Below are 19,617 nucleotides of genomic sequence, written 5' to 3' on the forward strand. Positions count from 1 at the left end.
TATTCCGGGAACAAAATTCACGACATCATCAGATGAAAAGCCAACTGTTCTTACTTGTAAAAAACACCCTTAACCTCGTATTTTCTAAAAGTAAAACCCGACTTAGTCAAAGACTCGTAAATATAGAAAAATTGAGGTTTCCGCTTATCTGTATAAGCCCCGCACTGTTATAAAACAGAATTCTGTAAAGTATACATTTTTTGTGAACATTGTCAAACTTTTAATATACTTAATCAATCTTATGAGTAATTTAAGAACAGCAGAGACAAAAACATCCAAAGTCTTTTAACAACGGTGGCGCTTTTTGATAAAATATATCAATCGTAGCGTTTGAAGGATGTACATATGGCTATTTTCGGTGAAAAGTTTTATAAAATGCTTAACGAGTTAAAACCATGGCAGCAGTCTCTGTTCGCCCTGACTTTAGCCCACAGACAGTCTCCAAATTTTCTGCTTTTTGCTGAAGTGACCGAAGATCATGAGGCCAAAAAGGATTTTCTGAACATTCTCAACACCATGTGGGAATTTCATACCGACAAGGAAAATCACATCAATCTGGAAAACCTTCTGGAAACACTTGAAAAACATATTCCGGACATCGACGATGACAGTCCGTACGGAGCATATCCGGCTCTTGACGCCTGCATTTCCCTGTCCCAGTCCATAAATGCCATCGTAAACCATTTCGGTGAAGAGGCCGAACACGCAAGCAGCGCTTCCATCTGTACCGTGGCCAAATATCTCGAGTTTACCGAAGACGCCGTCTACGAAGATGAAGAACTTTATGACAAGCAGCTAATCGTGGAGGAAATGGACTACCAGATCAACCTGCTTGACCGCATTTCAAAAGCAACCCGCTCCCCTGAGTTTACCAATGCTCTCAGGAAGGAATGCGAAGAACTCGGATGCTCAAATATCGGCATCTGCATAGACTGATAACCTGGCGAGCTGATATTCATCAGTCCGAAAAAGAAAACTAAAGGGAAGCATCGAATGCTTCCCTTTCTGTTTTTCGGTTTACTGAAGTCTTAAATGATTATCGGAAAAAATCAGTTTTTAAACTTTACCGCAGTACCGTAAGCCACCACTTCAGCTGCTCCCTGCATAACCTCGGAAGATGCATAGCGGACATTCACAACGGCATCAGCACCCATTGCCTGTGCCTCAGAGACCATGCGCTTGGTAGCCATTGCTCTTGCCTCATTCATCATTTCGGTATAAGAACCGAGTTCGCCGCCAACCAGTGTTTTAAAAGCCTGCAGTATGTCCTTACCCAGGTGCTTTGACCAAACGACACTCCCCTTAACCAGTCCGAGAGTCAAGAGTTCCTTTCCGGAAACATAATCAGTATTTACCAAGATCATCTTCTTCTCCTTCATTGATTTCCCTGATTCTCTGCATACAGACAGCCAGCATGACGACAATCAGTGAAAGCGGAATTATTCCCATCAGGATGCGGCAGATCATGCTGTCTGTTGTCGTAATCAGACATACGAAATAGAAAAAGAAATACACAACTCCGACAGCTGTTATGACGACCGGAGCAATCATTTTCCTTTTATGAATGTTCATCAGATCTTCTCTCCGTTTAAAACATCCTGACAGGCTACGATTAATATCTGTTAAGCATGTGATTCTGATTTCATCACACTTATTATAAGACATTCATCTGCAGGTTAAGTTCCGGGAACAGCCGGAAGGACAAATAAAAAAGGCTTTATACCATCAGCCTGTAAAATGAACCCCTGCCTTATACAGAAGCAGGATACCGCTTGAAAGCATAATGAACTGGAACAGGATCTTTATTTTGGCGGCATCCAGATACTTTATCAGGAATGTTCCCGTAAAACCGCCCAGGAAAGCACCTAAAACAAGCATCGGAACCCATTCCCAGTGAATACTTGCCATGGTTCCCATGGCAACGGCTCCCGTCAGATTCCATATAAATGCCACCAGTATCATTGAATGATGAATGGCCTTTTTTATATCCATACGATAACACATTACCATTACCATAATTGCCATAAGACCGGCTCCGCTGGAAAATGAACCGCTGAGAATCCCGACCAACACGGTAAAAAACGCAGCCCTTACGTAATCCCTGCGAGTCAGAGTATTTTCCCTGTTTTCCAGCCCAAACTGTTTTTTGGTTGCGGAATAAATAACAGATGCGATTGTTATCAGACCAAGACTGAATTCCGCAATCCAGTCCTTTAGCTCCACAACAAAAACCGATCCGAGAACAACAGCAGGACATCCCAACAGTAAAAATATGAGTACGGCCTTTCCGTTCAGATTGTTCACCTGATGGTTTTTGGCCAAAGAACCGAGGCCGAGTGCCACCACGGCAACCTTATGGGTACCGAGGGCGAGTGAGAACGGGAGCCCCATAAAAATAAGAAGAGGGAGCTGCACGAATCCGGCACCGCCACCTGAAAGTGATGCCAGAACGTTAGCCACAAAGCCGCCTAAAAATAGTAGCAGCTGTTCAACAACCTGATTCACGTCCTAATCCTGAAAACTGATATTCTGTGGAATAATAATCGATAAGAAAGAGCAGATACACGTATCTGCTCTTCTTAAAACACTTCATAGAAACAGTAGAAGCCCGAATACTGCCATGCGGAGGCAGCATTTATGAGCTTACACTATTTGCTCTGTTCTCTTGCAATCGCCCTGTCAGCAATATCATTACGATGGAACATGCCGTTCCAGCTGATATTCTTAATTGCCCTGTAGGCCTTCTGTTTTGCTTCGAGAACTGTATTACCCAATGCGGTCACACAAAGCACGCGGCCGCCGTTTGTAACGATATTACCGTCCTTAAGAGCCGTACCGGCATGGAATACCTTAACTTCAGATTCAAATTCTGAATCAAGACCGGAAATAACATCGCCCTTCTTAGGAGAAGCAGGATAATTCTCTGCGGCAAGAACAACACCTACCGCCGCCTTGGTATTGTATCTGGCGGTTTCACCCTTGAGCCTGCCTTCAGTAGCCTTATAGCAGAGATCAACGAGATCGCTGTCCATTCTCAGCATGATTGGCTGAGTTTCAGGGTCACCGAAACGGCAGTTGTATTCGATAACCTTAGGATTACCGGCAGCATCAATCATCAGACCTGCATACAGGAATCCGGTATAGGTGTTGCCTTCAGCCTTCATGCCCTGTACGGTAGGATAGATAATCTGGCTCATTACCTTTTCATATACGTCAGCGGTTACAACCGGAGCAGGAGAATATGCCCCCATGCCGCCGGTGTTAGGACCTGTGTCACCGTCACCTACACGCTTGTGATCCTGGCTGGTTGCCATAGGAACAACGTTGTCACCGTCAACCATAACAATGAATGAAGCTTCTTCACCTGACAGGAATTCTTCGATTACAACCTTTGAACCGGCATCACCGAAAGCGTTGTCTGCGAGCATGTCCTTTACGGCAGCCTTGGCGTCTTCAACGTTCATTGCCACGATAACGCCCTTACCTGCTGCAAGACCGTCAGCCTTGATTACGATAGGCGCACCCTTTTCATCAATGTAAGCCAGAGCCTTGTCAACTTCGGTAAACACTGCGTAGTGAGCAGTAGGAATGTTATGTCTTAAGAGGAAGTCCTTGGTGAATGACTTTGAACCTTCAAGCTGTGCCGCAGCCTTGGTAGGTCCGAAAATCTTGAGGCCGGCTGCTCTGAATGCATCAACCACGCCTGCTACCAGCGGAGCTTCAGGGCCGACGATGGTCAGATCAAAAGCTTCCTTCTTGGCAAAAGCCAGTAAACCGTCTATATCACTTACGCTGATATTAACATTCTGAAGCTTTGGTTCAAGAGCGGTGCCAGGATTGCCTGGAGCAACATATACAACTTCGGCAAGAGGAGACTGGGCAGCTTTCCATGCGAGAGCATGTTCACGACCGCCGTTACCGATTACTAAAACTTTCATAAAAAATCCATTAAATAATTAAAAAGAAGTACTGTTTCCAGTACTTCTTCAGAACAAAAAACTATTAGTGACGGAAGTGACGGATTCCGGTGAATACCATTACGATACCGTGTTCGTTTGCAGCATCGATACATTCCTGGTCACGAACTGATCCGCCTGGCTGAATAATGCAGGTAACACCTGCTGCCGCAGCTGCGTCAATACCGTCTCTGAACGGGAAGAATGCGTCAGACGCCAAAGCGGTGCCCTTGATGTCGAGACCGATTTCGTTAGCCTTCTTAATTGCGATTTCAGCTGAGAATACGCGGCTCATCTGACCTGCACCTACACCGATGGTCATCTTATCCTTGGTGTAAACAATAGCGTTTGACTTGGTGAACTTAACAACCTTCCATGCGAAGAGTAATTCTTCAAGCTGTTCCTTGGTAGGCTGAAGCTTGGTTACAACCTTGAGATCTTCAGGATTGAGATTGATTACGTCAGCATCCTGAACGAGTAAACCGCCGGTAACACGCTTGAAGTCGAGATAAGCTTCTCTCTTGGTCCAGTAACCGCATTCGAGAAGACGGATGTTCTTCTTGGCGGAAACCGCTGCCTTGGCTTCTTCGGTTACGCTAGGAGCGATGATCACTTCACAGAACTGTCTGTCGATAATGCTCTTTGCGGTTACCGCATCAAGTTCGCGGTTGAAAGCGATGATACCGCCGAATGCAGAGGTAGGATCAGTCTTGAATGCCTTGTCGTAGGCTTCGGTGATATCCTTGCCTAAAGCAACACCGCAAGGATTTGCATGCTTAACGATTACACATGCAGGATCACTGAATTCCTTAACGCATTCGAGAGCGGCATCGGTATCAGCGATGTTGTTGTATGAAAGAGCCTTGCCCTGAATCTGCTTTGCGGTTGAAATGCTGGCGTTCTTGTTGCCTGCTTCAACGTAGAATGCAGCCTTCTGGTGACCGTTTTCACCATAGCGCATGTCCTGCTTCTTGATGAACTGGGTATTGAAGGTGCGAGGGAACTTTGATTCAGGATCTGATTCTTCAGGAATACCGTAATCAGGAACCTTGGTTCCGAAGTAGTTGGCAATCATGCCGTCGTAGGCTGCGGTGTGTTCAAATGCAGCGATTGACAGGTCAAATCTGGTTTCGTAGGTAAGAGAATTACCGTTGCTGTCCATTTCAGCGATTACTCTTGAGTAATCCTTTGCATTAACGACAATGGCAACATCCTTGAAGTTCTTGGCGGCACTTCTTACCATGGTAGGACCGCCGATATCGATGTTTTCGATAGCCTTTTCGAGAGTGCAGTCAGGAGATGCAACGGTGGCAGCGAACGGATAGAGGTTAACGGCAACAAGATCAATAGGCTTGATGTCATGCTTTGCCATAACTTCATCGTCAATGCCGCGACGACCTAAAATACCGCCGTGAACCTTTGGATGAAGAGTCTTTACACGACCGCTCATCATTTCAGGGAAACCGGTGTAATCACTTACTTCGGTTACCTTAAGACCGGCTTCGGCAAGAAGCTTGGCTGTACCGCCGGTTGATAAGATTTCAACACCGCGGGCTTCAAGTTCTCTGGCAAAATCCACAATACCAGTCTTATCAGAAACACTGATAAGAGCTCTTCTTATAGGACGAATAATATCCATTCAATACCTCTATATCAAAAACCACAAACCATAACGATTCGGATAAAACATTACTGTCTGGTAGACAAAACAAAAAACCATGTGAATTTTAACCAAAATTACATAAAATTTCTATCTTTTTAAGCTCCGACATCACCTTGATTTCAAGTAAAACAGCCTTTATTTTTTGACACATGCCTTGATTTTTATAAATTTTTCAACACTTTTAAAAAGATTTTGTTCAAATCATCAGTGATTGCTATATACTCTAACTATAGCGTCGAATGTTGATAACTCTTGTATATCAACATTTCAACACTAATATGAATTGGAATGCCTATTTTTTTTAAGCTCAATATTTAATTATAAATACGGCATCACCCGCTCACAGGTTATAAGTACAATATTATTTAGGACTTAATGAAGGTTCATTTATGAATAAATCAGAATTAGTAAGTGCAATTCAGGAAAAAGCTGAACTTAAGAAGAGTGAAGCTCATGACGTAGTTGAAGCAATCATTGACATCATTACCAATGAACTCAAGGAAGGTAACAGCGTAAGTCTCATCGGTTTTGGTACTTTCAAGGTTAAGGATCGTCCTGCAAGAACCGGTCGCAACCCAGCAACCAAGGAAGTTATTGAAATTCCGGCAACCAGAGTTCCAGCATTCGTTGCAGGCAAGAACTTGAAGGATACCGTGGCTGAATCCGCAAAGAAGAAGACCAAGAAGGCAAAGAAGTAATTCTGTGACCTTCTGAATGAGATTACTGATTCCAAAAGGCAGGTTCTTAACCTGTCTTTTTGTTTTTCAGCCATACAGGAAAAGCTCCACCGCGTTCGATGCTTTTTCCGTATTTCAATTTTTGGCTCTTCGGGTATGATAGTGGGGAAAGAAAAAAATTATAGCTGGTTTAATTTGAGGTTAAATTCCACTTCATTATTTCCACTTACTTATCTGCTTTATGGATGTGTTCTGTGAAGAAGTCTGTTTCAGATATATGAGCTCTTGACCGGCTTAAAGCAGGCAGGACAGTTCGATAACATTGAACGGATGATACGGCTGCCGTGCAGAACACAAATATAATCCGCTCAGGCGGATAATAAAAAAGGATAACCAGCTGACTAAGCCTGTCATCCTTTCATGGTAACCTGTAAAACTTAAATACTGTAAATTACAAAAGTTCGGAATGGACTGTTAATGAGTTTAATCGCAGTAAACAAATCTGCCTGAAAAAATCATTCGAGGCATGATAATTATAAAGTCAACTGATAGAGACGTCCGGTTTAAAGGCGGTAAGGGAATTTCGTCAAAGAGCAGTCTTGCCTTACCACCTGTTAAGAGCAGACCATTAGCCGAAGATCATGTTTATGGTAAACTCAAATTATCGTAAGAAAAATGGTACAGAATCTCTTGTCTGGAAACTGTCGGTTTTATACCTAAGTTCATTCAGTTTTCCCTGTAACTTACAAGAAGCCGCTTCTGATTCCAGCAAATCAATTTCTGAAGAAATCCTTTCATATTCCTGATTATTGTCGCAGTTGTTTAGGTGATCAATCATTTTTTGGAGTCTTAACGATTCTCTCATCAGAACTGCCTGATGAATTGAATCATAGGCAATATTTATCTGAAGTGGGTAAATTTCACAAAAATAGTACATCTGTAAGTTGCCGCTGCTTTTATCTAGCTTGATTTCGTTTTCCTCAATCAATTTAAGATTATTTGATGTTTCTTCTGAAATAAGTTTGATGGTTTTGTCAAATTCACTTTTAAGAACGGTTAATTCGTGAACATTGTTTTCTGCTTCATATTTTTTCACAGCAGACATATACAGCTCTATTTTTGAAAAGGCCTGCAGTATCTCGCTTTCAGAATATTGTGAAATGGCATCAATCAGACTGACACATTCAGCATATTTGGATCCTAGGTTTAACAGCATGGGAATCTTCCTTAGGTAACATAATTATGTAAATACATATCTGTGTTGTCCGTAAAAGAACAACAGTACTTTAATCATTACGGTTAAAGATATTCTCTTTATCTGTAACGTAATTACATTCAGTTCCTGAATTAATATCTTCTGATATGGAAATAAGAACGAAGATTACATCCGACCAAAAATCCATATATAATTTCTATTTTTCAAAATTTCATTTCTGTGCATTAGTTAATATTCTGTCCTGATAAGCTTTAACTTTAGAGGTATTACACAGTCACAGTTAATTCAAAATGACATTACAGATATATGCATAAAGTTAATTAAATTAACATAATGTATTTTTATTCTGCCGAAATTCTCATAAATATTTGTTGTAAAAATATCAATCAGGGAAAATGTTATTTATATAATACAACAATGTTTAATAATGTGAAATAAAAATAACATAAAATTAGATTTTGTTCTCATAAAATTATTCTGATTCACTTTTTTGCAGACTTATACTGCATGCAGATACATCTTTTCTTTGCGAGCTGTGGTTCGTCCAATATTATTTTAATGTTTGAGGCTTCTGGCATGATTTTTCACTATCATGCCAGAAGCCTCCAATTTTTTCTCCATTTGGTTTAAAATAATCCCGTATTTTTAACCTTCTGGAATTTATTATGTATAAACTGATTGCAACCGACCTTGACGGAACCCTGCTTGATACCGACAGAAACATTTCCCCTGCCAATATCAGCTCCATAAAAAAAGCCATGAGCAAAGGAATGCATTTCGTTATTGCCACCGGCAGACCTATTGACGGCATAATACATTTTGCCAAACAGCTGGATATTCTTCATCAGGGGCAGTATGCCATCAGTTTTAACGGCGCCGAGGTCTATGAGCTCAATCCTTTGAGACGAATATGTTCCTGCTGCATTACCGGAGCTGAAGTCAGAAGAATGGCCAGAAAGGCGGAAGAACTGAATATCAATTACCACGCTTTCTCCACAACCAGAGGACTTCTGGCCGCAAAACCAAACGAATGGACTGACGTGGAGATGACCTTAAACAAAATCGGCTGCACCATGATAGATTTCGCCACCATTCCCGACGACGAACTGTTCCAGAAATTCATGTTCTGCGGCTCAGCCGAAGAAGTTGAGGGCATTCAGGACAAGGTTGACGAATACCGTGAAGACTACACCGTAACCAGAAGCGCTTTCTGTTTTCTCGAGGTTCTCAACAAACAGGCCAGCAAAGGCAACGGTCTGAAACTGCTGTGTGAAACAATCGGCATTCCGCAGGAAGAAACAGTATCCTTCGGAGACGAACAGAATGACATCAGCATGATTGAATACGCAGGACTCGGCGTAGCCATGGCCAACGCTGTTCCAGAAGTCAAAAAAGTCGCCAATCTGATAACCGATACCAATCTCAATGACGGACTCTCCAAGGTTCTGGAGCAGATTATCAGAGATCAGTACTGATAACCTTAACCGTCTTATATTTCCCCATAGATAAACTTCATAATCAAAACCCCGTTATCAATCTGCAGATCAATAACGGGGCACATATGACTGCGGTATTTTAAAAATCCTGCATCACTTCAATGACGGATTCTTATCCGTAAAGTCCAGAATTCTGTTATGCATATTTTCCAGAGTGCTTCGATGACCGACACTTATCATAATTGAATCCTTCAGCTCATCCTTAAGCATAGCATAGAGCTTTGATTCATTCGGTTCATCCATGGCACTGGTTACCTCATCCATGAAAATCACGTCAGGTCTGTTGATAATGGCTCTGAGGAAAGCGATTCGCTGCTGTTCCCCGAGACTCAGCACCAGCCCCCACTGATCTTCCGTATTCAGATGAGGAACAAGATGTTCAAGTCCGACCTTCTCAAGCAGGGAAGCCAGATACTTCTCATCAGAAAATTCTGCTGAAGGATAGCAGATGGTCTGAGCCAGTGTTCCCATAGGCATATACGGCTTCTGACTTAAAAACAGGACCTTTTTGGATTCCGGCAGGGTCACGCTTCCTGATGAATAAGGCCAGATTCCCGCAACGGCTCTTAAAAGAGTTGACTTACCGACGCCGCTAGGTCCCTTTATCAGCAGACGATCACCGTTCTTAAGCTGAAGATTCAGATTGCTGATGAGAGCTGTACCGTTCGGCTTGGTTATTGACAGATTGTCAATTCGAACTGACTCAGCCTCATATCTCACATCAGGCTTTGACAGCTGCAGAGATTTTTTCATGCTCTTTTCAAAGAGTGCCAGACGGTCTATTACTGCTTTCCAGGTGGCTAGTTCCGGGAACAGAGACATGATTACGGAAAGAGAACTGTAAACCCTGCTGAAAGCTGAATTTATCTGCATCAGACTGCCGATGGTAATGATTTTGGCAAAATACAGAGGAGAAGCCACAAGTATCGGGAATATTACCGCCAGCTGATCACAGCCGAAGGTAAAGAATTCCAGAGACTTGGTTCTGTTAATAAGATAGATATAGTTCTTAACAACGTCACCGAAGTAGCTGTTAAGTCTGGTACTTTCCTCATTTTCACCTTTATACAGAGCCACTGCTTCGGCATTTTCACGAAGTCTTATCAGGGAATAACGGTAGTCAGCTTCAAAACGCTGCTGTCTGAAATGGAGCAGAGCCAGAGGCTTACCGATAATAAATGTTATCACGGTACCGCATACGGCATAAATCAGTGCCAGATAGAAAAGATATCCGTCAGGAAGTGAGAAGGTAAAATCCCCCACGGTCACATTTTCAACTCTTGAAGACAATCCCCACAGTATAATGGAGAATGTTACCAGCATTGCGGTGGAAGTTATCATTCTGACCACAATACCTATGGTCAGGGTAACGAAACTGCTCAGATCCTCGGCTATACGCTGATCAGGGTTATCGGTCTTCTGATCAGTAAGCTGGAGTCTGTAATAAGTGCTTTCATTGAGATAACGCTCTGTATAATGCGTAGTGAGCCATCTTCTCCAGCGGATACTGAGAGCGGAAATCACGTACGACTTGTAAACTTCGTTGCAGACATGAAGTGTGGCAAGAAATAGGAACAGATACAGACCGCCGTAAAAACCGTCCATATTGTAGTTCTGGACATTGTCCCAGAATTCCTTGTACCAGTCATTGAACTGCTTTGCCAGAAAAATCGTACCGGAAGTAAACAGCAGAATTCCAATAAACTGAAGTCTTCCCGCAAAACTTTCCTTTGATCTCCAGTATGGCATGGCTATTTTAAAGAAAGCCCCGACCGTCTCCCTTAATTTGAGACTTTCGTGTTTGTCAGGGTTGTTTCCGTCATGATTTCTTGCCCCAAAAATACTGAAGACAGGAATCTTCCTTTCTCCTTTAGCTGGTTTCATAATAAACCTCAATTCTCTAAAATCAGTAATATCACCGTAATACTTTTATCACAACCGGACACTTTAAACAACACAAATAAAAATCCTCACTTTAAAATAAAATCATCTGATGATTTCATTTTAAAATGAGGAAATTATATATCTGTACTACGCGCAGTTCCGTTTCTTTGCCTGCAGGCTTTCTTAATCCGATTACTCCTCGAACTTAATGCCGTATTTGCACGAACGCGGATCTATAACACGCACCACCTTTGCCTGAGCATCAATATGAGGCATATCATCGGCGTCATCAGATATTACCTGAATTGAATCACCGACAGCCAGCGAACCGTTTTTCAGCAGCAGAGACATACCTGTGGCGCTCAGATCAAGACACTTGGCATCATACACACTGCCTTTCAATATAACCCGGCACTCAATCGGAAGTTCAACTCTGATGAATGTTCTTCTTTCCTTGTTACCTGACATTTCGAACCTAAATGCTAATGAATGTTTAAAAATATTATAAATATTATATATGAGAAAAAACCTGCAAAACAAAAAAAATTAAGCAAAGTTCATCTCATCTTATTTTTATACAACATATATAGCTAAAAAATAAAATAAATCTTATTAAATTAAGGCTCCCTCACAAAAATAAATGACTTTGCCTCAGCCTATATTGATGTATCTCACATGTTTATTTCTTAAACCATGATGGTAATATTTTTTACGGTCATTATAAAAACAGCATAAGAAAACATAAATAAAAGACGGAGAAAAAACTTTCTCCGTCTCTTGATCTGTCTAATTCCGTATCTCACGTTCTGAGTACGGAGCGTTCCCTCTGAAAAATTAAATCCAGGACTTTAACTTGGACTCATATGACGCAATCTGATCTTCATGCTGTAAAGTGAGACCGATATTATCCAGTCCGTTCAGCAGACAGTAACGTCTGAAGCTGTCCAGAGTAAAAGAGAAGGTAAGGTCATTGCACTTAACCTGCATATTTTCCAGATCCACTGTTATCTTCTGTCCTTCATGAGCATTGATTTCCTTGTGCAGGGCATCAACTTCTTCCGGAGCAAGCTTAACCAGCAGCAGACCGTTGTTCAGTGAGTTGTTGTAGAAAATATCGGCGAAGCTTGAGGCGATAATAGCCTTGAAACCATAATCGGCAAGAGCCCACGGGGCGTGTTCACGGCTTGAACCGTTACCGAAATTCTCACGGGCAACAAGAATACTTGCGCCGGCATATCTTGGGTAGTTCAGAATGAAATCAGGGTTAGGAATGGTACCTGCTTCATCTAAATAACGCCAGTCGTTAAACAGGTGCTTACCGAAACCCTGTCTGGATACAGCCTGAAGAAACTGCTTAGGAATAATCTGGTCAGTATCAACATTTGCAGCATCAAGAGGTACTGCCAGGCCTTCATGACAAACAAACTTTTGCATAAATCCGATCTCCTAAAAATTTCTTACGTCTACAAGATGACCTGCAATGGCAGCAGCTGCAGCCATAGCCGGGCTAACCAGATGAGTTCTTGAACCTCTGCCCTGTCTTCCCTCAAAATTACGGTTTGAGGTTGAGGCACAGCGTTCACCGCTTGGAACCTTATCGCTGTTCATGGCAAGACACATTGAACAGCCAGGGAGACGCCATTCGAAACCTGCATCCAGGAATATCTTGTCAAGGCCGAGCTTTTCAGCAACATCCTTAACTTCCTGAGAGCCGGGAACCACAATAGCCTGCACGTTAGGAGCAACCTTTCTGCCCTTGATTACGGCAGCCGCAGCCTGAAGGTCTTCAAGACGGCCGTTGGTGCATGAACCGATGAACACCTTGTCGATGGCAACGTCGGTAATTCTGGTATGAGGCTTGAGGTCCATGTAGGCAAGAGCCTTTTCACATGAAAGCTTTTCAATTTCGTTGTCAAAATCTTCAGGTGCAGGAATAAGTCCGTCGATGCTCATCCCCTGACCAGGGTTGGTACCCCAGGTAACCATTGGCTTGAGTTCTGATGCATTAAGAGTAACTACTGCATCGAATACCGCATCATCGTCAGACTTGAGAGTCTTCCAGTAGGCAACAGCCTCATCCCATACGTCATCCTTAGGAGCAAACGGTCTGCCCTTAACGTAATTGAAGGTCGTTTCATCAGGAGCGATAAGACCAACCTTGGCCCCCATTTCGATAGCCATGTTTGACAGAGTCATACGGCCTTCCATGGTAAGATTTCTGATGGCTTCACCGCAGAATTCAACTGCATAGCCGGTACCGCCCGCAGTACCTAACTTGGCACAGATTGCCAGAATGATGTCCTTGGCGGAAAGATCCTTGCCGAGAACACCGTTAACTTCAATCTTCATGTTCTTAAGACGGGCCTGCTTAACGGTCTGGGTAGCCAGTACGTGTTCAACTTCTGAAGTACCGATACCGAAAGCCAGAGCACCGAAAGCGCCATGGGTTGCAGTGTGAGAGTCACCGCATACCAGGGTTACGCCCGGAATGGTTACACCGATCTGAGGGCCGATTACGTGAACGATACCCTGCCACTTATGACCGAGAGCATACAGAGGCACACCGAACTTATTGCAGTTGTCGATAAGAGTCTGCATCTGGATACGGCCGAGTTCACCGCATGCATCAATACTGCTTGATAAAGTTGATACGTTGTGGTCCATGGTAGCCCAGGTTCTGTTTGGTCTGCGAACCTGGCGGTGATTGAATTCAAGACCTGCAAATGCCTGTGGGCTGGTTACTTCATGAAGTAAATGGCGGTCGATATAGAGAATCGGGGTTTCACCCTCATTCTCAGACACGATATGAGCGTCATAGAGCTTTTCGTATAAAGTCTTACCCATTTTTATAATTCCTTAATTTTCTTAGCAATTAAATCACCCATTGCACTGGTGCTCTGCACTTCGTGCTTGCTGGCACCGCTGGCCATGAGGTCTCCGGTGAGGTAGCCTTCGGCAAGTACTGCAGATACGGCATTTTCAATTGCCTTTGCGGCATCTTCGAGCTTGAAGCTGTAGCGGAGCATCAATGCTGCAGATAAAATCTGAGCCACAGGATTGGCGATATTCTTACCGGCAATATCCGGAGCTGAACCGCCGGCAGGTTCATAAAGACCGAAACCGTCCTCATTCAGACTTGCACTTGGGAGCATACCCATTGAACCGGTGATCATTGCACATTCGTCAGAAAGAATGTCACCGAACATGTTATTGCAGAGGAGAATGTCGAACTGTGAAGGATCCTTTACCAGCTGCATGGTTGCGTTGTCGATGTAGATGTGGTTGAGTTCAACGTCAGGATATGACTTGTGAACTTCAGAAACCACTTCTCTCCAGAGGATTGAACTCTGAAGAACGTTTGACTTGTCTACTGAAGTTACCTTGTTTCTGCGTAAACGGGCTGATTCGAAAGCAATCTTGGCAATTCTTTCGATTTCAAAACGATGATAGATTTCAGTGTCGTATGCCTTTTCTTCAGCACCCTGACCTTCTCTGCCCTTCGGCTGACCGAAATAGATACCGCCGGTAAGTTCTCTTACACAAACCATGTCAAAACCCTTGGCGGAAATGTCTTCTCTTAACGGAGAAAGAGTGTTCAGTCCCTGATGAATCTGAGCCGGTCTTAAATTACAGAAAAGTTTGAAATGTTTGCGAAGCGGTAAAAGAGCACCTCTTTCAGGGCGCTGATCAGGAGGAAGATGATCCCACTTAGGACCGCCTACTGAACCGAAAAGAATGGCATCGGATTCCTCGCAGGTTTTCAAGGTTTCTTCAGGAAGAGGACAGCCGCATTCATCAATAGCCTTGCCGCCTACAAAACATTCTCTGAATTCAAATGAAAGATTGAACTTTTCAGCTGTAGCCTTTAACACCTTAACGGCCTGTTCCATTACTTCAGGACCAATACCATCGCCGGGTAAAACCGCTATACGTAAATTATCAGACATCTCAAAATCTCCATGGCACAATGACACTGCACCCTTTAATACTGTAGACCCAATATACTAAAAAAACATAAAAATAAGACTTCAGCTGCTCCGAAGTCTTACTGACAAAAATTATTATGTAAACTATATCACAAAAGCCTGATTCAGTCGCTTTTTATTGTTTAATGGTTTGCCTGTATCCATGATTCACACCTTCCGATTCCGGCGTACCATACGCCGGAATCAACGGTTATTCTCCTGTCCATGGTTACTGACGTCTGTCAAAACCGTAGTTATTTCGCACTGTGCTTCTTTTCTTCAATCAAATCAGACTGGTAAATCGAATTGCATACGTGAATCATGGCAAGAGCGGATGCCTGAATGATATCTGTAGCCAGTCCCATGCCGTGGAATACCTTTCCCTTGCATTCCACAATGATTGAAACCTGCCCCAGAGCATCAATGCCCTGTCCCTTGGCCTTAATTTCGTATGTCTTAAGTTCAATATCATAACCGGTAAGCTTGTAGATAGCCTTGTAAAGAGCATCCACAGGACCGTTACCTACGGCTGCTTCAGTCAGATGTTCCTCTCCGGCGCTCATCTTGATACTGGCAGTCGGCATGACATTTGCTCCGCCGCTCAGTACTGAAAGATATTCCATCTGGTATCTTTCAGGTTCTTCACGCAGATTGCTGAAAAACAGCAGAGCTTCAAGATCGTAATCAAAAACCTGTCCCTTGACGTCTGCAAGATCCTTGAAACGCTTGTAGACATTGTCGAGATCATAACTTCCTTCAGGATATCCGAGAGCTTCCAGTCTGTGAGCAATGATGTGACGTCCCGATCTTGCTGTAAGATTCATGGTGTTTTCCTTCAATCCCACGCTTTCAGGAGTAATGATTTCATAGGTATCCCTGTTTTTGAGAACCCCGTCCTGATGAATACCTGAGCTGTGAGAAAAGGCATTGGCTCCCACAATAGCCTTGTTCGGAGCTATCGGCATATTGCACAGCTGACTTACAAGCTGTGACGTTCTGGTGATCTCGGTACAGTTGATACCGGTGTGCAGATCAAGAATTCTGTTACGGGTCTTAATGGCCATCACAACTTCTTCCATCGAACAGTTGCCTGCTCTTTCACCGATACCGTTAACGGTACATTCAATCTGGCGGGCTCCCTTTGCCACGGCACTTATGGAGTTGGCAGTAGCCATTCCCAGATCGTTATGACAGTGAACGCTGATTCTGGCCTTGTCAATGTTAGGCACGCGGTCAAAAAGCTGTTCAATGATACCGCCGAATTCAAAAGGAAGAGTGTAGCCGACGGTATCAGGGATATTGATGGTACTGGCCCCGGCATCAATGGCAGCTTCAACAATGCGACAGAGATGATCAATAGGAGTTCTGCCGGCATCTTCACAGGAAAATTCGACGTCAGGAGCTCTGTTTCTTGCATATCTTATGGCTTTCACCGCCATGTCAACAACAGAATCAAAGTCCTTGCGCAGCTTATCCTTTACATGCACATCGGAAGTGGCGATAAAGCAGTGAATTCGGTAGTTGTCGCTTACGCTCAGAGCTTCATAGGCGGCATCGATGTCCTTTTCCATGGCTCTGGCAAGACCGCAGACGGTACTGTTTCTGATCTCACGCGCAATCATCTGAACGGATTCAAAATCACCGCGTGAAGAAATCGGGAAACCGACTTCCATAACATCAACTCCCAACTGTTCCAGGGCTTTAGCTATACGCATCTTTTCCTTGAAGGAAAGACTTGCTGACAGAGCCTGCTCCCCGTCACGCAGGGTGGTATCAAAAATTATTACTTGATCCGACATATTGATTTCATCTCACATTTCAGGTCAGTTACTGCCGACCCACATAAAAACAGCACTGTGAACTCACCGCGGCACCGTAGTACCAAAGCCTTACCCCTACTGAATTTCCTCACGCCTTTTCCGATAATTTCCGCCGGTTTCTCTGCAGGAAATTCATTCATCAGTCATGAAAGACTTCGGGTTTTGTCACGATTTCATATTATTAAGTGTAATTTTAATGTTGTATATCACATATGTCAAAACAATGAAAAGCGCATAAATTATTCACGGTTAAACATGCTCAAATATTCAGCAGTCGTAATAAATTAATAGACCTGCATCAAAAAATAAATACGACCTGTGAAACAATTCATAAACAATATGTCGAAATAATACGATCCAACCGTTTTATTTGACTCCTGGAATTTTACTGTTGAGACGAGCTGGCGGTATATTTATAACATGATTAAAAAAAATCGATAACACTGTGTTTACACATTAAAAAGAAGTTGTAGAAAATAGCACCGCACATACCTTTAAGCACTAAATTATTAATGTAAATAGGCTCTAATTATGTTATAAGTGATTAGATCTATGACTTTTTCCGGAGCCTGCTGACCGAATCTGCCGACGACGCTTTACGCAGGTTGCTTTTACGGTCGTTATAAACCGGTGGTATGGATAATATTAAAAATAAGATTATAACGGTAACATTTCCAAAATACTTATGACTGGGATTAAACATGAGTAAAGCGCACTCTGATAACGGTAATCAGAAGTTACAGAAAGCCAGACGTCCGGCTCAGGGCGGTAAAGGCCATGCTCCCGATGATACAGGTAAAAAAGGAGCTGGTAACGCCAGAAACAATGCAAATAATACAGATACCGTCAGTAAGAACGGCAGCGCCGCACGTGACAGGAACATTTCATCTGCCAAATCCTTATGGGCGCAGATAAGCAGCAACAGCGATTTTTTCTCCGATACCGAACCTGCCGACAACAATAAAATCCCACGTCACCATATGTATGCAATATGGTCGCTTGTCGTTATTTCCCTGATCACCGCCATATTCCTGCCTACCCCGGAAGAAATCTCAAACCGTAATGAATATTCTTGGGAATCAACCGGACGCCATCCGGACATTCACAACGGAATGTCCAGAAACATTTTCTCGGAAGAAGACGTTAATGCTACGGAAACACTGGACAGTGATCCTATCCCGTTCAGCGATCTTTATGATGAAGATGAAAATGAAAAATCAGGCGACAACGAATGGTTTACCCAGACTGTTGTTCCCGGCGATAACATCAACAATATCTTCATGAGCTTGAACCAGCCGTTCGCAGTGCTTAAAGCTATCGAACAGGTACCGCAGTACGGAAGCAACATAAGATCAATCAAGCCGAAAGACAAGCTGTACTTTCTCTTTAACGACAAGATGCAGATTCTGCAGCTGGTAAAACCTTATGATCGACAGAATCAGTTGCGTTTTTCAAGACAGTCACCAGACTCCCTTGATTTTACCGTGGTTCTCGAACCGATTGATTCACATCTCAACAGTCAGAACGACGATGAAATCAAGTCCACCACCGAAATAGCAGTTCAGCCTAAGACCGAAGAATCCGGTGACCATGGAAAAAATGAAACTCAGCAGACAAAGACTGAACAGCCGAAGGATCAGCAGACAGCCGCAGCTGAAAAGGACAAACAGGATAAGGAAGCTGAAAAGAAGGCTCAGGAACTTGCCAGACAGAAGGCTGAAGCCGAAGCAAAAAGAAAGGCTGAAGAAAAGAGACTTGCCGAAGAAAAAGCAAGAAGAGACCTTCTTAACAGACGCAAGGAACTCGTAACCTTCACCATCAACAAGGGCGATACCTTCGTGCAGGCGGCACAGAGAGCAGGTCTGACCAAAGCAGAAGCCATCAAGATAACCGAGCTGTACAGAGGTCGAATGCAGCCTAAACACCTGCGTCCCGGTGATGAAATCAGAGTTCTCTTTGCCTCAAGCAAACCTAACTCAAAAATCAATGCAGTCACCATCAAGTCCCAGAAGAACGGCCGTATGAACGCCTTCAGGGATACCTCCAACAATTCCTACTATGATGACAAGGGTATTCATGCAAGAAAGAGTACCAAATTCAACCGTTACCCTGTCGCCGGTCCAATCCGCGTCACCAGTAACTTCAATCCGAACAGACGTCATCCTATTACCGGTAAAGTCAGACCGCACAACGGTACCGACTTCGGCGTAAAGGTAGGTACACCTATCTTTGCACCTGCGGACGGTATAGTGACCAAGGCCACCTTCCAGAGAGCTGCCGGTAACTACATCGTAATTCAGCACAGGGGTGACTACTCAACAGTTTACATGCATCTGAGCAGGATTCTTGTTAAACCTGGTCAGAAGGTAAAAGCCAATGATCGTATTGCCCTGAGCGGCAACACCGGTGCATCAACCGGTCCGCACCTTCACTATGAAGTCCGTATCAAGGGAGTACCTGTTAACGCGCTGAAGGTAAGTCTGCCAAATTCAGGTTACGGCGGTGATTCAGCAACCGAAAAGAGACTCAAGGCTCAGATAGCCGAGTACAAACGCAAACTCGGAATCAACTAATCTGCCGAAAACCATTTTTAAATCGCCGCTGTTATATGAACCCCTAACTCCGCAGATCATAGTTTCTAATTTTTGATGTGCTTCTTAGGGTAAGGTATGCCAAATAAGTCGAAGAGATCTCTGGTTTTTTTAGGGATCTCTTTTGTTATGTAAGAACCTATTCCCGGGGCTTTGGTAGCCTGAAGCTTTTTAAGCTGTATCATTGCCTTTTCCAATGATTCTCCAGGGAGTACTTTTCCCTCGGCTTTATGTCCTGCAGCGGTGACGCACATCATCATCCTCAATGTCTGAGCCAGAAGGTGAATGAATATTTTTCCCTTATATGTTGAACCTGTTGCGTAGAGGCGTTCACCTCCGTTCAAAACCT

At 43.5% G+C, this 19,617-nt stretch carries 16 protein-coding genes and 1 pseudogene; 4 read left to right on the forward strand and 13 right to left on the reverse strand.

All coding sequences use genetic code 11. The features are described 5' to 3' along the window. Positions 1 to 345: 345 nt before the first annotated feature. A complete protein-coding gene (locus T489_RS0101895; protein WP_051621707.1) occupies positions 346 to 936 on the forward strand; it encodes a YjaG family protein in 591 nt (196 codons plus the stop codon). Between the two features lie 113 nt (positions 937 to 1,049). Here T489_RS0101895 and T489_RS0101900 read toward each other — a convergent pair whose 3' ends face one another. From T489_RS0101900 to purH, 5 genes are all read right to left on the reverse strand, one after another. Continuing rightward, positions 1,050 to 1,364 (reverse strand): YbjQ family protein, encoded by a 315-nt coding sequence (locus tag T489_RS0101900; RefSeq protein WP_031578352.1) that lies wholly within the window; start codon positions 1,362 to 1,364, stop codon positions 1,050 to 1,052. Continuing rightward, positions 1,345 to 1,572, reverse strand: a complete 228-nt coding sequence (locus T489_RS0101905) for a hypothetical protein (protein ID WP_031578353.1) — start codon at positions 1,570 to 1,572, stop codon at positions 1,345 to 1,347. Before T489_RS0101905 ends, T489_RS0101900 begins: the two co-directional genes overlap by 20 nt. Before the next feature lie 153 nt (positions 1,573 to 1,725). Further along, positions 1,726 to 2,505, reverse strand: a complete 780-nt coding sequence (locus T489_RS0101910; RefSeq protein ID WP_031578354.1) for a sulfite exporter TauE/SafE family protein — start codon at positions 2,503 to 2,505, stop codon at positions 1,726 to 1,728. A gap of 143 nt (positions 2,506 to 2,648) precedes the next feature. Beyond that, complete coding sequence (gene purD, locus T489_RS0101915) at positions 2,649 to 3,938, reverse strand: phosphoribosylamine--glycine ligase (RefSeq protein WP_031578355.1); 1,290 nt, start codon at positions 3,936 to 3,938, stop codon at positions 2,649 to 2,651. A 64-nt stretch (positions 3,939 to 4,002) separates the two neighbouring features. Beyond that, on the reverse strand, positions 4,003 to 5,595 hold the full coding sequence (gene purH, locus T489_RS0101920; RefSeq protein WP_031578356.1) for a bifunctional phosphoribosylaminoimidazolecarboxamide formyltransferase/IMP cyclohydrolase: 1,593 nt from the start codon (positions 5,593 to 5,595) through the stop codon (positions 4,003 to 4,005). A gap of 395 nt (positions 5,596 to 5,990) precedes the next feature. Between purH and T489_RS0101925 the strand changes: the two are divergent. Next, a pseudogene (locus T489_RS0101925) lies at positions 5,991 to 6,317 on the forward strand (HU family DNA-binding protein); the annotation flags it as partial. Positions 6,318 to 6,957: 640 nt separating this feature from the next. Here T489_RS0101925 and T489_RS0101930 read toward each other — a convergent pair. After that, positions 6,958 to 7,512, reverse strand: a complete 555-nt coding sequence (locus tag T489_RS0101930; protein ID WP_031578358.1) for a hypothetical protein — start codon at positions 7,510 to 7,512, stop codon at positions 6,958 to 6,960. Positions 7,513 to 8,177: 665 nt separating this feature from the next. On the opposite strand from T489_RS0101930, the gene T489_RS0101935 reads away from it, so the two are divergent. Then, positions 8,178 to 8,987, forward strand: coding sequence for a Cof-type HAD-IIB family hydrolase (locus T489_RS0101935; RefSeq protein WP_031578359.1), 810 nt, complete (start codon positions 8,178 to 8,180; stop codon positions 8,985 to 8,987). A 114-nt stretch (positions 8,988 to 9,101) separates the two neighbouring features. On the opposite strand, the gene T489_RS0101940 is transcribed toward T489_RS0101935, so the two are convergent. From T489_RS0101940 to leuA, 6 genes are all read right to left on the reverse strand, one after another. Beyond that, positions 9,102 to 10,892: an ABC transporter ATP-binding protein/permease gene (locus tag T489_RS0101940; RefSeq protein ID WP_031578360.1), complete on the reverse strand. Its 1,791-nt coding sequence runs from the start codon at positions 10,890 to 10,892 to the stop codon at positions 9,102 to 9,104. A gap of 192 nt (positions 10,893 to 11,084) precedes the next feature. After that, positions 11,085 to 11,360 (reverse strand): PilZ domain-containing protein, encoded by a 276-nt coding sequence (locus T489_RS0101945; RefSeq protein WP_031578361.1) that lies wholly within the window; start codon positions 11,358 to 11,360, stop codon positions 11,085 to 11,087. A 366-nt stretch (positions 11,361 to 11,726) separates the two neighbouring features. Beyond that, positions 11,727 to 12,326: a 3-isopropylmalate dehydratase small subunit gene (gene leuD / locus T489_RS0101950; RefSeq protein ID WP_031578363.1), complete on the reverse strand. Its 600-nt coding sequence runs from the start codon at positions 12,324 to 12,326 to the stop codon at positions 11,727 to 11,729. A 12-nt stretch (positions 12,327 to 12,338) separates the two neighbouring features. Further along, complete coding sequence (leuC, locus tag T489_RS0101955) at positions 12,339 to 13,736, reverse strand: 3-isopropylmalate dehydratase large subunit (protein WP_031578364.1); 1,398 nt, start codon at positions 13,734 to 13,736, stop codon at positions 12,339 to 12,341. A 2-nt stretch (positions 13,737 to 13,738) separates the two neighbouring features. Next, positions 13,739 to 14,839 (reverse strand): 3-isopropylmalate dehydrogenase, encoded by a 1,101-nt coding sequence (gene leuB, locus T489_RS0101960; RefSeq protein ID WP_031578365.1) that lies wholly within the window; start codon positions 14,837 to 14,839, stop codon positions 13,739 to 13,741. A gap of 272 nt (positions 14,840 to 15,111) precedes the next feature. Next, on the reverse strand, positions 15,112 to 16,656 hold the full coding sequence (gene leuA, locus T489_RS0101965) for a 2-isopropylmalate synthase (RefSeq protein WP_031578366.1): 1,545 nt from the start codon (positions 16,654 to 16,656) through the stop codon (positions 15,112 to 15,114). A gap of 722 nt (positions 16,657 to 17,378) precedes the next feature. Here leuA and T489_RS14000 point away from each other — a divergent pair. Continuing rightward, positions 17,379 to 19,250, forward strand: a complete 1,872-nt coding sequence (locus T489_RS14000; RefSeq protein ID WP_051621708.1) for a peptidoglycan DD-metalloendopeptidase family protein — start codon at positions 17,379 to 17,381, stop codon at positions 19,248 to 19,250. 65 nt (positions 19,251 to 19,315) lie between these two features. On the opposite strand, the gene T489_RS15100 is transcribed toward T489_RS14000, so the two are convergent. Next, on the reverse strand, positions 19,316 to 19,617 hold a 302-nt coding region (locus tag T489_RS15100), incomplete at its 5' end, for a hypothetical protein (RefSeq protein ID WP_031578367.1).

This window comes from Ruminobacter sp. RM87 (assembly GCF_000701925.1).
Lineage (GTDB): Bacteria > Pseudomonadota > Gammaproteobacteria > Enterobacterales > Succinivibrionaceae > Ruminobacter > Ruminobacter amylophilus.